Source organism: Velocimicrobium porci (genome assembly GCF_009696045.1).
In the GTDB taxonomy this organism is placed as follows: Bacteria; Bacillota; Clostridia; order Lachnospirales; family Lachnospiraceae; genus Velocimicrobium; species Velocimicrobium porci.
The window spans coordinates 139,342-151,705 of the sequence record NZ_VUMT01000008.1 but is presented as its reverse complement, the minus strand read 5'-3'; the positions used below and the strand labels follow the sequence as shown (position 1 = coordinate 151,705).

The 12,364-nt window shown below is 33.6% G+C and carries 12 protein-coding genes; all 12 read left to right on the top strand.

Features of this window, described 5'->3' with window-relative positions:
- The first annotated feature begins 490 nt into the window (after positions 1 to 490).
- Positions 491 to 706, top strand: a complete 216-nt coding sequence (locus tag FYJ58_RS07170; RefSeq protein ID WP_154519048.1) for a FeoA family protein — start codon at positions 491 to 493, stop codon at positions 704 to 706.
- 20 nt (positions 707 to 726) lie between these two features.
- Positions 727 to 948 carry a FeoA family protein gene (locus FYJ58_RS07165; protein WP_154519047.1) on the top strand — a complete coding sequence of 74 codons (222 nt, stop codon included), beginning with the start codon at positions 727 to 729 and terminating at the stop codon, positions 946 to 948.
- 106 nt (positions 949 to 1,054) lie between these two features.
- A complete protein-coding gene (feoB, locus tag FYJ58_RS07160) occupies positions 1,055 to 3,244 on the top strand; it encodes a ferrous iron transport protein B (RefSeq protein WP_154519046.1) in 2,190 nt (729 codons plus the stop codon).
- A gap of 44 nt (positions 3,245 to 3,288) precedes the next feature.
- Positions 3,289 to 3,426 (top strand): FeoB-associated Cys-rich membrane protein, encoded by a 138-nt coding sequence (locus FYJ58_RS07155; RefSeq protein WP_154519045.1) that lies wholly within the window; start codon positions 3,289 to 3,291, stop codon positions 3,424 to 3,426.
- 35 nt (positions 3,427 to 3,461) lie between these two features.
- A complete protein-coding gene (locus FYJ58_RS07150; RefSeq protein ID WP_154519061.1) occupies positions 3,462 to 3,953 on the top strand; it encodes a transcriptional repressor in 492 nt (163 codons plus the stop codon).
- A 299-nt stretch (positions 3,954 to 4,252) separates the two neighbouring features.
- Positions 4,253 to 4,606 carry a nitrous oxide-stimulated promoter family protein gene (locus FYJ58_RS07145; RefSeq protein ID WP_154519044.1) on the top strand — a complete coding sequence of 118 codons (354 nt, stop codon included), beginning with the start codon at positions 4,253 to 4,255 and terminating at the stop codon, positions 4,604 to 4,606.
- Positions 4,607 to 4,690: 84 nt separating this feature from the next.
- Positions 4,691 to 5,002, top strand: a complete 312-nt coding sequence (locus FYJ58_RS07140; RefSeq protein WP_154519043.1) for a DUF6110 family protein — start codon at positions 4,691 to 4,693, stop codon at positions 5,000 to 5,002.
- Positions 5,003 to 5,100: 98 nt separating this feature from the next.
- Positions 5,101 to 7,176 carry a heavy metal translocating P-type ATPase gene (locus FYJ58_RS07135; RefSeq protein ID WP_328597811.1) on the top strand — a complete coding sequence of 692 codons (2,076 nt, stop codon included), beginning with the start codon at positions 5,101 to 5,103 and terminating at the stop codon, positions 7,174 to 7,176.
- Positions 7,177 to 7,392: 216 nt separating this feature from the next.
- On the top strand, positions 7,393 to 8,301 hold the full coding sequence (gene cas6 / locus FYJ58_RS07130) for a CRISPR system precrRNA processing endoribonuclease RAMP protein Cas6 (protein WP_154519042.1): 909 nt from the start codon (positions 7,393 to 7,395) through the stop codon (positions 8,299 to 8,301).
- A gap of 44 nt (positions 8,302 to 8,345) precedes the next feature.
- Positions 8,346 to 9,284, top strand: coding sequence for a DUF6602 domain-containing protein (locus FYJ58_RS07125; protein ID WP_154519041.1), 939 nt, complete (start codon positions 8,346 to 8,348; stop codon positions 9,282 to 9,284).
- A gap of 33 nt (positions 9,285 to 9,317) precedes the next feature.
- Positions 9,318 to 10,949: a Cas10/Cmr2 second palm domain-containing protein gene (locus FYJ58_RS07120; protein ID WP_154519040.1), complete on the top strand. Its 1,632-nt coding sequence runs from the start codon at positions 9,318 to 9,320 to the stop codon at positions 10,947 to 10,949.
- 3 nt (positions 10,950 to 10,952) lie between these two features.
- Positions 10,953 to 12,284 (top strand): RAMP superfamily CRISPR-associated protein, encoded by a 1,332-nt coding sequence (locus tag FYJ58_RS07115; RefSeq protein ID WP_154519039.1) that lies wholly within the window; start codon positions 10,953 to 10,955, stop codon positions 12,282 to 12,284.
- Positions 12,285 to 12,364 lie beyond the last annotated feature (80 nt).

Genomic DNA, 12,364 nt, shown 5'->3' with positions numbered 1-12,364 from the left:
TGAATTAATTTTTAAATCTACAATGATGCTGCTTTTTAAAATCATACTGTTTACCTCCATGGTAACAGTATAGCATCTGTACATTTTTATTTTGGATTTTTTGTACATATATATTGTACCATTTATATCCTGCTTCTTACGTTCTCTTTTTTCTTTTTTTGTCATTGGCATATAATAACCCTCCTGTGCGAAAAATTTTCTAAAGTAATTTTACCGCACAAGAGGTTATATTGTAAAATATCTGGTTATTTTATTGCGAAAAGTTTTTATTCCTCACCGCTGTATTAGATTGATAAAGGAACTCGAATTTGATGGAGTTTGTTTAGGTTTGAATAAAAAAATATATGGAAAAATTTATATAAATGATAAAAAATATCAAAAAGATTATTGACAACTAATAAAAGTTAGCATATACTAACCACAAAGAAATGAAAATCAATATCATTATCAAAGAAAAATTAACGATTTAACGAAAGAAAGAAGATGAGTTATGATGCCTTTAACAATGGTGAAAGCCGGAGAACCGAATGTAATCCGTAAGGTTGGTGGCAAAGAGGAAACAAAACGATTTTTAGAGAATCTAGGTTTTGTGGCAGGTGGAATTGTTACTGTCGTATCAGAGATTGGTGGTAATATGATTGTGAATGTAAAGGATTCAAGAGTTGCTATCGGTAAAGATATGGCAAATAAAATTATGGTCGGATAAAGAAGGAGATAGGAAAAACAATGAAGACATTGAAAGAGATTCCATGTGGAAAAACAGTAAAAGTAACAAAATTAACTGGAGAGGGCCCAGTAAAGAGACGTATCATGGATATGGGAATTACAAAGGGGGTTGAGATTTTTGTCAGAAAGGTTGCTCCTTTAGGTGATCCGGTGGAAATAACGGTAAGAGGTTATGAATTGTCATTGCGTAAAGCCGACGCAGAAATGATTTTAGTAGAATAATTTTTTTACATATATGTTAGTTATTACTAATTAGATATAGATAGAACGAACTAGAAATAGTAGTAGCGAATAAAATAAAAAGCGATAGAGCAGAAAGAGGTAGGATATGTCAGTTAAGATTGCGTTAGCAGGTAACCCAAACTGTGGTAAAACGACTTTGTTTAATGCTTTGACCGGTTCCAATCAGTTTGTGGGAAACTGGCCAGGTGTTACAGTTGAAAAAAAGGAAGGTAAACTAAAGGGGCATAAGGATGTTATAATTATGGACCTTCCTGGAATTTATTCCCTTTCTCCGTATACACTGGAAGAGGTAGTTGCGAGAAATTACTTAATTGGAGAAAGACCGGATGCAATTTTAAATATTGTAGATGGAACGAATATTGAGAGAAACTTATATTTATCTACTCAGTTAATGGAATTGGGAATTCCGGTTATTATGGCAGTAAACATGATGGATATTGTAGAGAAAAGTGGAGATAAAATAAATATTCAGAAATTAAGCCAAAAACTTGGATGTGAAGTAGTTGAGATTTCAGCGTTAAAGGGAACCGGAATTCAAAAGGCAGCGGAAAAGGCGGTAGCAATTGCAAATAAAAAGAGTGTGGCTCTTCCTGTACATAAATTTGCTACGGAAGTAGAATCGGTATTAGAGCAGATTGAATTAAAATTAGGAAGCGACATTTCGGAAGAACAAAAAAGATTTTTTGCGATTAAACTTTTAGAAAAAGACGATAAGATTTCTGCTCAGATGAAATCCGTTCCGGATGTTACAGAAGAGATTGCTCAGATTGAAAAAGAAATGGATGATGATACCGAAAGTATTATTACAAATGAACGATATGTATATATCTCTTCTATTATTAATGAATGTTATAGTAAGAATAAAAAAGAAAAATTAACAAGCTCTGATAAAATTGATAAGATTGTAACAAACCGCTGGTTGGCGCTTCCAATTTTTGCAGCAGTTATGTTTGTCGTATATTATGTTTCAGTTACGACAATTGGTTCATGGGCAACCGATTGGGTAAATGATGGTGTATTTGGTGATGGATGGAGTTTCTTTGGCATATCAGTTCCAAGTATTCCAAGTATGCTTGAATCTGGTTTAATTGCAGTAGGTTGTGCAGACTGGCTGCAAGGTTTAATTTTAGATGGTATTGTTGCAGGGGTAGGAGCAGTCCTTGGATTTGTTCCTCAAATGCTTGTGTTATTTGTATTCCTTGCATTCTTAGAGGCATGTGGATATATGGCTCGTGTAGCATTTATTATGGATAGAATTTTCCGCAAATTTGGACTTTCAGGAAAATCTTTTATTCCTATGTTGATTGGAAGTGGTTGTGGTGTTCCTGGTATTATGGCTTCTCGAACAATTGAAAATGACCGTGACCGTAAAATGACGATTATGACAACAACCTTTATTCCATGCAGTGCAAAGCTTCCAATTGTTGCATTAATTGCCGGAGCTTTGTTTAACGGATCATGGTGGGTAGCTCCAAGTGCATATTTTGTTGGAATTGCAGCAATTATTTGTTCAGGTATTATTTTAAAGAAAACAAAAATGTTTGCAGGAGAACCTGCACCATTTGTTATGGAATTACCTGCATACCATATGCCAACAGTTGGTAACATATTAAGAAGTATGTGGGAGCGCGGCTGGTCATTTATTAAAAAGGCAGGAACAATTATTTTACTTTCTACAATCTTTGTATGGTTTACAACCTATTTTGGCTGGGTAGATGGACAGTTTAGAATGTTAGATGACATGGAGCTTAATCACAGTATTCTAGCGGCAATTGGTAATACAATCAGCTGGCTCTTTATTCCGCTTGGATGGGGCGACTGGAAGTCCGCAGTTGCAGCGATTACAGGATTAGTTGCAAAAGAAAATGTAGTAGGAACATTTGGTATCTTATTTGGTTTTGCAGAGGTAGAAGAAAATGGAGCAGAAATCTGGGGTACTCTAGCCGGAAGCATGACAGCAGTTGCTGCTTATTCCTTCCTTGTATTCAATCTTCTCTGTGCACCTTGTTTTGCTGCTATGGGAGCGATTAAGAGAGAAATGAATAATGCAAAATGGTTCTGGTTTGCAATTGGCTATCAGACATTACTTGCTTATGTTGTAGCTCTTTGTGTATATCAGATTGGTACATTAATTACAACAGGAGCATTTGGATTTGGAACTGTTGTGGCATTTGGATTAGTAGCACTATTTATCTATTTGTTAGCAAGACCGTATAAAGAAAGCAATACTTTAAAAATTAATTTAAATCGTGTTGCTGGTGCAAAAAATATGTAGTTGGAAAAATATGTAGTTGGAAAAATATGTAAGGAGGCTTTTAAATGGGTACAGTTGTTGTAGGTGGAGTTGTATTAGCTATTGTAGGATTAATCATTCGTGGAATGATTCAAGATAAAAAGAATGGGAAATCAATTCAGTGTGGCGGAGATTGTAAACATTGTGGAGGACATTGCCATTAAACAGTGATGAAAAATGGAGGAGTGACAGAATGACAATGACGCAAGAGATAAACCATTTGGAGAGAAAGAAAGCATATGATTCCAGAAATTATCATAGGACACAGATGCAAAAAGAGATTATAATTGAAAAATTGAAGAAAAAAGGTTGCAGAATTACCAGACAGCGATTGATGTTGTTAGATATTATCTTAGAAAATGAGTGTTCCTGTTGTAAAGAAATCTATTATAAAGCTTTTAAAATTGATAACAGAATAGGAACGGCAACTGTTTACCGAATGATAAATACATTGGAAGAAATCGGTGCAATCAGTAGAAAAAATATGTATAAAATTACATATTCTGAACAATGCGAGATGGAAGATGCTTGTACAATTGAATGGGACGATAATACAATAGAACATCTCTCAGCTAAAAATTGGAATTCTGTGATTTGTGCCGGATTAAAAGCCTGTGGATATATGAAAGAACAAAATATTTTATCTGTAACAGTAAAACAATGCGAATGTGATAAAGGAATATGCAGATAAAAATGAATGTGTTTATTTATATCATGCCTTTATGTATGGAAAGATAGATGATATTGATTAAAAAAATCTATTCACTTTTTGAGAAAAGGTGGATAGATTTTTTGTGATACTAAGCTAAATTTTGTGATATGGAAAACTTGATTTGTATTCTATATTTTTGTTATAGTTTTATAATTTTATACAGAGAGAAGTTATATATCTATGTTGCAATAAGTAATAACATATGTTGCTAAGAATGGAGTGAAATTCAGCAGAAGTGCGATATATGAAAATTTAACCAGAAAGGTAAAAAGATAAATATGAATGTAGATAAAAAGAGAGAGAAAGAAAAGCAGCTATTGAAAGTTATGATACAGATATATTGTCGTGGCAATCATGGAAAGAGAAAAGAGCTGTGTAATGAGTGCAGTGATTTGCAAGAATATGCATTAAAACGAACACAAAATTGTCCATTTATGGAAACCAAGACATTTTGCAGCGCATGTAAAGTTCACTGTTATTCCCCACAGAATCGGGTTAAAATTCAGGCAGTTATGAGATATGCTGGTCCTAGAATGCTTTTTTATCATCCGATATTAGCAGTGCGACATATGATAACTACTTTAAAAGATAAAAATGTAAGTCGTAGAAATATTGATAAAATTTATCAATAAAAAGAAAACTATGGAAATAGGAAAGGCGTTTTCTTATAATAAAAAATATACAATTAGAAGATAATGGTAAGGAGGTACATAATAATGATTGATAAATTGAAAGATGTTAGTTTAAAGAAAGCAGGAATTTTTGCTGCGGGTGTGTTATTTGGAACAGCAGGTATTAAGATTTTATCCAGCAGTGACGCAAAGAAGTTTTATACAAATTGTACAGCAGCTGTTTTAAGAGCAAAAGATTGTGTTATGAAGACAACTTCTACAATTCAGGAAAATACGGAAGATATTCTTGCAGAAGCAAAACAGATAAATGAAGAAAGAAAAAAAGAATCTGAAGAGGTGGCGGACTGGAATGAAGAAGTATCTGAGAATTTCTCAGAAGAAATGACAGAAGAGTAGTGTCGATGTGACAAAAGAGCTGTTGTAAATAGAAAAGTAATTAGTAAAATCAATTATTTTCTTTTTGCAACAGCTTTTCTTAGAATGGAGGAAATTAAGTGAGATTTGTTATAAAGCATGAGATAAATGGAAGAATACGTGTTCATTTGATTCAAAAAACAATGTCATTTCAACAGGCAGATACTTTATTATACTATCTTCATAGCAAAAAATTTGTTACATATGTAAAAGTATATGAAAGAACAGCTGATGTTACGATTGGTTATGTAGGGGCGCGAAGTACGATAATTGCAATGTTAAGACAATTTCAATATGAAAATGTAATTGTTCCCTCAGGCGTTTTGGCAACATCAGGAAGAGAATTGAATGCACAATATCAAGAAAAACTAATGAGAAAAGTTTTTGTACGAATTGGTGGCAAATTTTTGCTTCCGCCTCCAATTCGTACAGTTTATATAGTGCTTAAAGCAGGAAAATATATTTTCAGAGGATTAAAAAGTCTGATACATTGGAAGATAGAGGTAGCAGTTTTAGATGCTACAGCAATCGGCGTATCAGTTTTAAGAAATGACATAAGTACGGCAAGTTCTATTATGTTTCTTTTAGGAATTGGAGAACTATTAGAAGAATGGACACATAAGAAATCTGTAGATGATCTTGCACGGAGTATGTCACTGAATGTTAAAAGGGTTTGGTTAGTGAGAGGTGACCAGGAAATACTTGTATTGCCGGATCAAATTAAAGTGAATGATTGTGTGGTTGTCCATATGGGAAATGTAATTCCATTTGATGGAGTTGTGGTTTCTGGCGAAGCAATGGTTAACCAGGCTTCTTTGACTGGTGAATCTGTTCCAATCAGAAAAGTAGAAGGTGGATATGTTTATGCAGGAACTGTTTTGGAAGAGGGTGAATTGACAATAGAAGTAAAAGCGGTTGGCAATTCTACTAAATTTGAAAAGATTGTTGCAATGATTGAAGAATCTGAGAAGTTAAAATCGAAATTAGAGGGAAAAGCTGAGCATTTGGCGGATAAGCTTGTACCATACACATTGGCTGGAACAGCACTCACTTATTTATGTACAAGAAGCATAACAAAAGCATTATCAGTATTAATGGTAGATTTTTCATGCGCCTTAAAGCTTGCGATGCCGATTGCAGTTTTATCCGCAATTCGGGAGGCAAGTCTTTATGATATAACAGTCAAAGGAGGGAAGTATTTAGAAGCAGTTGCAGAAGCTACAACGATTGTATTTGATAAAACGGGTACATTAACAAAAGCAAAGCCAACCGTTATTGATGTTATTTCTTTTAATAATGAGAATGAAGATGAATTGTTGAGAGTTGCAGCTTGTCTGGAGGAACATTTTCCACATTCAATGGCAAAAGCAGTTGTCGATGCTGCCAGAAAAAAAGGGCTGGAACACAAAGAGATGCATTCAAAGGTTGATTATATTGTAGCTCATGGTATTTCTTCTTTTATAAATAATAAAAAAGTTGTAATTGGAAGTTACCATTTTATTTTTGAAGATGAAAATTGTAAAATTCCCGACGGCTGTGAAGCAAAGTTTGCTTCTTTGTCTGACGAATATTCTTATCTTTATCTGGCAATAGAGCAGGAACTGGCTGCTGTTATCTGTATAGAGGACCCATTGAGGGAAGAGGCGGCAGCAGTTATTAATTCTTTAAGACAGACTGGAATAGATAATGTTGTCATGATGACAGGAGATAGTGAAAAGACTGCGAAAGCGATTGCCAGAAAAGTTGGAGTTGATAAATATTATTCAGAGGTTTTACCAGAAGATAAAGCTAATTTTATCGAACATGAAAAAGCAAGGGGAAGAAAAGTAATTATGATTGGTGATGGAATTAATGATTCACCTGCATTATCAGCTGCTGATGTTGGAATTGCAATTAGTGATGGAGCAGAGCTTGCAAGAGAAATAGCAGATATTACAATTGCCGCAGATAATTTATTTGAAATTGTTACATTAAAGCTGATTAGTAATGGATTAATGAAACGAATAGGAAAAAATTATCGTCTGATTGTAGGATTTAATACGGTACTTATATTATGTGGAGTTGGAGGAATAATACAACCAACGACCTCTGCTTTATTACATAATACTTCTACATTGGCGATCAGTCTGAAGAGTATGCAGAATTTGCTTACCTAATAACTAATTATTAAAATAAAGAACGAAATTAAATAAAGAAAAAAATAAGAGTGAAAGCAGTTTGAGTAAAAATATCCAAACTGCTTTCGTTTTTTGAATGTTTTTAGGTAAAATTGTAGAAAAGTAGAAAGAAATATGGTACAATTGGACTAATGGGACTGGAAAAATTTTCAACTTCATGAATCGAAATAAAAATAATAAAAATGGAGAAAAACAATGTTTGAACATATTAAAATATTCACATTAAGAGCTGCATTTTCTGCAAAAGAAAAGGGAACACTTCCCCCTTATCTTGGCTCTACAATTCGAGGTATATTGGGACATTGTATCAGAGAGTTTGTTTGTCAAAAGCCGAAAACAAAATGTTTTATGTGTGAACGACGAGACAACTGTTTATATGTAAAATGTTTCAGCAATACCGGAAAGGAAGGCGGAGCCGTTAATCCATATACACTTCATGTATTAATTGATGGAAAAACAGAATGGAATGTGGGAGATGAATGTGTATTTGATTTGAAGTTATTTGGAAGTGCTACAGAACAGATTGGGGTATATCTGGACGCATTATTGGCGATGGAGCGAAAAGGCTGGGGTGTTAACCGGATACCTTTTCAACTGGTTCGAATCACAGAAGCGGAGACGGGAACGTTAATCTATGCAGGTGGAAAAACATGGATGAGAAATTTAATACCTCATAGTATGAGTGTGGGAGAAAAAACGGCGAAAACAGCTATGATAAGATTTGACACACCGTTACGAATTGTAACTGGTAAAAACTTGTGTCATTCTATTTCTTTTGAAACTCTGATACGGTTTATCAGCCGGAGAATTTCCCTAATATCACAAATATATACGGAACATAGAATTGAATGGAATGAAGAAGCAATAATAGAACAGGCAGAACGGATACAAGTTTGTGAAGAACAATTCCGCCTTGTTGATTTTCACAGATATTCTTTAAATCAGAAAGGGAATCGTTTAGATTTGCCTGCTATAGAAGGCTGGGCTGTTTTTGATGGAGATTTGACAGAATTGACACCAATTTTGGAAGCAGGGAAATACTTTCATGTCGGAAAGGGGGCTACAATAGGGTTTGGACATTATGAGGTGTTTTATGATAGATAAGAAAAATTAAAAGGATAAAATATTTGAAAGGTGTAGTGATAAAAATGTCAAAAAAGTCAGAAGAAGAAAAAGTAGAAGAGGCAATTCAAAAGGTTATTGCAAATTATGAACACAGAGAAAAAGCATTTGTAAACCAACTACAGATTGATATAGGAAGTCATCCTCTAACGACTGGAACTTATCGTGAAGAGGTGTGGAAAAATTTATTTAGTCAGATGATACCTAAAAAATATTGCATTGAACAGGGAATTTTTATTATTGATTCAAAAGGTCATATATCACGAGAGGTGGATTTGGCAGTTTTTGATGAAATGTATACACCATATATCTTTAAATATGGAAAAATAAAATTTATACCAATTGAAGCAGTTGCAATTGTTGTTCAATGTAAGTCTAAGATTAACGGAGGAAAAAGAATAGAAGGAGATTTGGAAAAATGGGTAAAAAGTATTGATGAATTGGATACATCATTGAATTCAGTTGTCCGAACAATGAATGGAGTTTTTGATAGTTTGGATGAGGGGAATAGACTTGCACAGACAGGGACAAGACCAATCAAAATTTTGTGTGCAACAGGGATAACAAATCCTGTAATTAAAAAGTTAGAGGAAAAATTTGATTTTCTTTTATATGTTAAAAATAAAAGATTAATGAAAGTAGTATATGAAGAAAAGAGTTCTTTTACGGACTGGGTGGAGAAGTTAAATCATGATGTGGAAGAAAAGAGTGAGAATTTATCTGATGATAGGGAAAAGAAAGAGCAAAAAATAAGAAATGAAAAAGTAGAAAAACGGAATGAAGAAAGAAAAAGTGATAGGAATTTATGTGATTTAATTATAAAGGATAAAAATGAAAAAGAAAATGTAATTATGTCATTAACATTTCAATTGAATCAATTGTTAATGTTAATTAATAATCCTATGCTATTTCCACATGAAGCATATGTTAAATTGTTTAATCGTTTAATAGGAAAAAAGAAGTAGAATTTGTAAAAAAAGAGACAGGGAGAAGGGTAAATGAAAAAGGAAAAGCAAAAAAGTGCACTACTTGCCATCTATGATGTCAGTGGAATCCAGGACTATATTTTTGCAACAAACCATCTAAAAGAAAATATAGGGGCTTCACTGATTGTGACAGCGGCGTTAAATGAATGCCTGCCAAAAGCGTTACAGGATATGAGAATAGATAGTCTGGAAAAAAATAATGAAGACGGAGAAGTAATAATTAATTGGAAAGAGCAAGAATCATTTTCGCTTCAGATGACGAAAGACTCAAATGTAATAGCAGAAATTATCTATGTAGGTGGAGGAAATGCGTTAGTTTTATATATAGATGAAGAAAAATATAATGATGCCAGCAGGAAACTTGCGAAACGATTTTTTGAAAAAACAAGATATCTTACTGTTATTACAGCAGCGGTGAAAACGGATTTTAGTGATTTTCATGCAGATAAGGAATTATTGAATAGAAAATTAGAACAGGTAAAAGGGAAAACAATTCGCCAAGAACCGTTATCACTATTTCCAATCGCAGAACAAGAACCGATTTATGGTTATCCTGTTAATGAAATAAGAAATGGTGAATATCTATCTTTTGTACAGGTAGAAAAGCAAGAAGAATATAATAAGATAAAAAATTTTGCTTCATTTCCTTTGCAAAAAAATATTATTTGGGCAAAAGAAATGGAAGAGCTGATTACAAAAAAAGGGCAAGACAGTTATGTAGCAGTCGTGCATATTGATGGAAACGGTATGGGAGATATGATTGGCAATTATATGAGAACCATTGAAAAAAATTATAACAGTGCTATTCCGAAAATGAGGGAGTTGTCCATTCGTTTATCTAAAATTTTTAATGGAATCTATGAGCAGATTATTGATTATTTCCAGAATGAACCTAAATATTTAAAAGATTTGGAAGTAGACAATGTACAAAAGAAAGTATTGCCGATACGTCATGTGATTATGGATGGAGATGATGTGACTTTTATTTGTAATGCAAAATTAGCGATTCCAATTGTTGCGATTTTTTTAAAACTTCTTATGAAAGAACAGCAAGAACAAAATTTGAGTGCTTGTGCAGGAATTGCTTTTGTACATAGTCATTACCCATTTCGAATTGCATATCAGATTGCAGAAAGCTGTTGTGCAAATGCAAAGAAACAATGGTATCGGGAGCAAGAAAATGGAGGTTCAGGTAAAAAAGGCTATTTTGATTTTCAATTAATTCGTGGAGCCGGGCAGACAGAACTAGACTTAATTCGTGAGGAAAATTTTACTTGTCCTAAGGAAGCGATTACAAGACCATATTATGTGGCATTAGAAAATGAACCAAAAGAGGATATTTATTCATTTGATTTTTTAAATCAATTGATGGGAAAATTGCCGGAAGAGTTTACTGAGAATAGAAAAATTGGATCAAAAGAATGGTCCAGAAACCGGTTAAAGAAATTGTATGAAGCATATTTACAGGGAGGAGGAGAAGTGAATTTGTTAAAATTAGAATATGCTTCAAGAGGATACGATTTTTCCACTTTTTCTGAAAGCAAAGAGTTTTCTTTATTTGATGGGTTGGAGTTAATAGATATGTATGACCGGAAACTGTATCAGAATTTTTTCGAGTTTTATGAAAAGAAACGGAGGAAGTAAAAAATGAAGCAGTGGTGGCTGGAAATAACATTAAAAAGTGATTTATGTACTGCCTCAGGTGATGGGATTGCGGGGCTTGTTGATACAGAGGTAACAGAAGAAAATGGTATTCCCGTTATTCCGGCAAGAAGAATAAAAGGAAATCTTTTGGAAATAGGAAAAGAGTTTCAAGAAAATGGAATATTAATTGAGAAAAATCTTTTGAATAATCTATTTGGAGAGATAGGAAGTGAAAGGCCGGGATTGTTACGGATTCATGATGCTAATCTTTATTTTATTCCGAAAAGCATTATGGGAAATTTGGGTGAAAATGGTTATTATGTAAAAGATTATGAAAATTTGCAGACGGAAATGCAAAAGATTATGAAAATGGATATTGAACAGGTCAGAGTGAAAGTTTTGGAATTATTTACGCGAATGAGGACAAGGACTGCCATTGATGAGAAAACAGGTACTGCTAAAACAGGTACTCTGCGCACTATGAGAGTAATTCGAAGTGGAATAAAATTTCGAAGTTTATTAGAGATAGATGAAAATGATTTGAATTTTTATGAGAAAGATCTAGAAGGAAAGATAGAAGAAACTTTAGAATTCTGTGCAAAGGGGTTACGTCATATAGGACTTGGAGTGACAAGAGGATTTGGAGAGGTTTCTTGTCAATTAGTAAAACTTGAACAAAAAGAACAGGCAAATTGCTTTTTGATAAAACAAAGAGAAATGATAAATGAACATTTTGACGAGATAAGCAGAGAATTAGAACGTTATAGGAAAGAGGATAATGTATCAGTTCAATTTGATATTCAATTACTACAGCCGCTTCTTTTATCAGGAAAAAAAGGGTTGTATGAAGATTGTGAGAGTATGATAACCGGAAAAGCAATACAAGGTGCTATGGCAGGAGCCTATATTAAGAAAAAAATGAAGCAAGCTGGTGTCCCACATGAGGATAAAGATTTTTTACGAATTTTTTTAAGAGATGGTGTTAAATTCGGATATGGTTTTTTAAAAAAAGGAAAATGTTATTATTATCCATGCCCTAGCTCGATTGTAAAATTGAAGAATGAAGATAGTTGTTTTAATCGTGTTTATGAAAAAGGTGATACAGCGAGAAAAAGAAGAAAGTCAATCAATAAAATGATAGTGTTGGATAAGATTGAAAATCAGATTTATCTTGCAGTACCGGAAAAAGAAATGCGAATGCATCATGCTCGGCCATTAGACCGTGGAATTGGTCATGCTTTGGGAGACAGAGTGGAAACGAACCAGGAGCAAATGGGAAGATTTTTTCAGTATGTAGCATTGAAAAAAGGACAGGTTTTCGGTTGTGAATGGTAAGGAAAAAAAGAAGATATAGAGAATTTATTCGATTGTCTAAAATCCCTAGATTTTCAGTTACGTTTAGGGCGTTCCCGGTC

Excerpts from the sequence above, each read along its gene's own strand:
- FYJ58_RS07170 (WP_154519048.1), top strand. The coding sequence starts at position 491 with ATGATGCCTTTAACAATGGTGAAAGCCGGAGAACCGAATGTAATCCGT.
- FYJ58_RS07165 (WP_154519047.1), top strand. The coding sequence starts at position 727 with ATGAAGACATTGAAAGAGATTCCATGTGGAAAAACAGTAAAAGTAACA.
- feoB (WP_154519046.1), top strand. The coding sequence starts at position 1,055 with ATGTCAGTTAAGATTGCGTTAGCAGGTAACCCAAACTGTGGTAAAACG.
- FYJ58_RS07155 (WP_154519045.1), top strand. The coding sequence starts at position 3,289 with ATGGGTACAGTTGTTGTAGGTGGAGTTGTATTAGCTATTGTAGGATTA.
- FYJ58_RS07150 (WP_154519061.1), top strand. The coding sequence starts at position 3,462 with ATGACGCAAGAGATAAACCATTTGGAGAGAAAGAAAGCATATGATTCC.
- FYJ58_RS07145 (WP_154519044.1), top strand. The coding sequence starts at position 4,253 with ATGAATGTAGATAAAAAGAGAGAGAAAGAAAAGCAGCTATTGAAAGTT.
- FYJ58_RS07140 (WP_154519043.1), top strand. The coding sequence starts at position 4,691 with ATGATTGATAAATTGAAAGATGTTAGTTTAAAGAAAGCAGGAATTTTT.
- cas6 (WP_154519042.1), top strand. The coding sequence starts at position 7,393 with ATGTTTGAACATATTAAAATATTCACATTAAGAGCTGCATTTTCTGCA.
- FYJ58_RS07125 (WP_154519041.1), top strand. The coding sequence starts at position 8,346 with ATGTCAAAAAAGTCAGAAGAAGAAAAAGTAGAAGAGGCAATTCAAAAG.
- FYJ58_RS07120 (WP_154519040.1), top strand. The coding sequence starts at position 9,318 with ATGAAAAAGGAAAAGCAAAAAAGTGCACTACTTGCCATCTATGATGTC.
- FYJ58_RS07115 (WP_154519039.1), top strand. The coding sequence starts at position 10,953 with ATGAAGCAGTGGTGGCTGGAAATAACATTAAAAAGTGATTTATGTACT.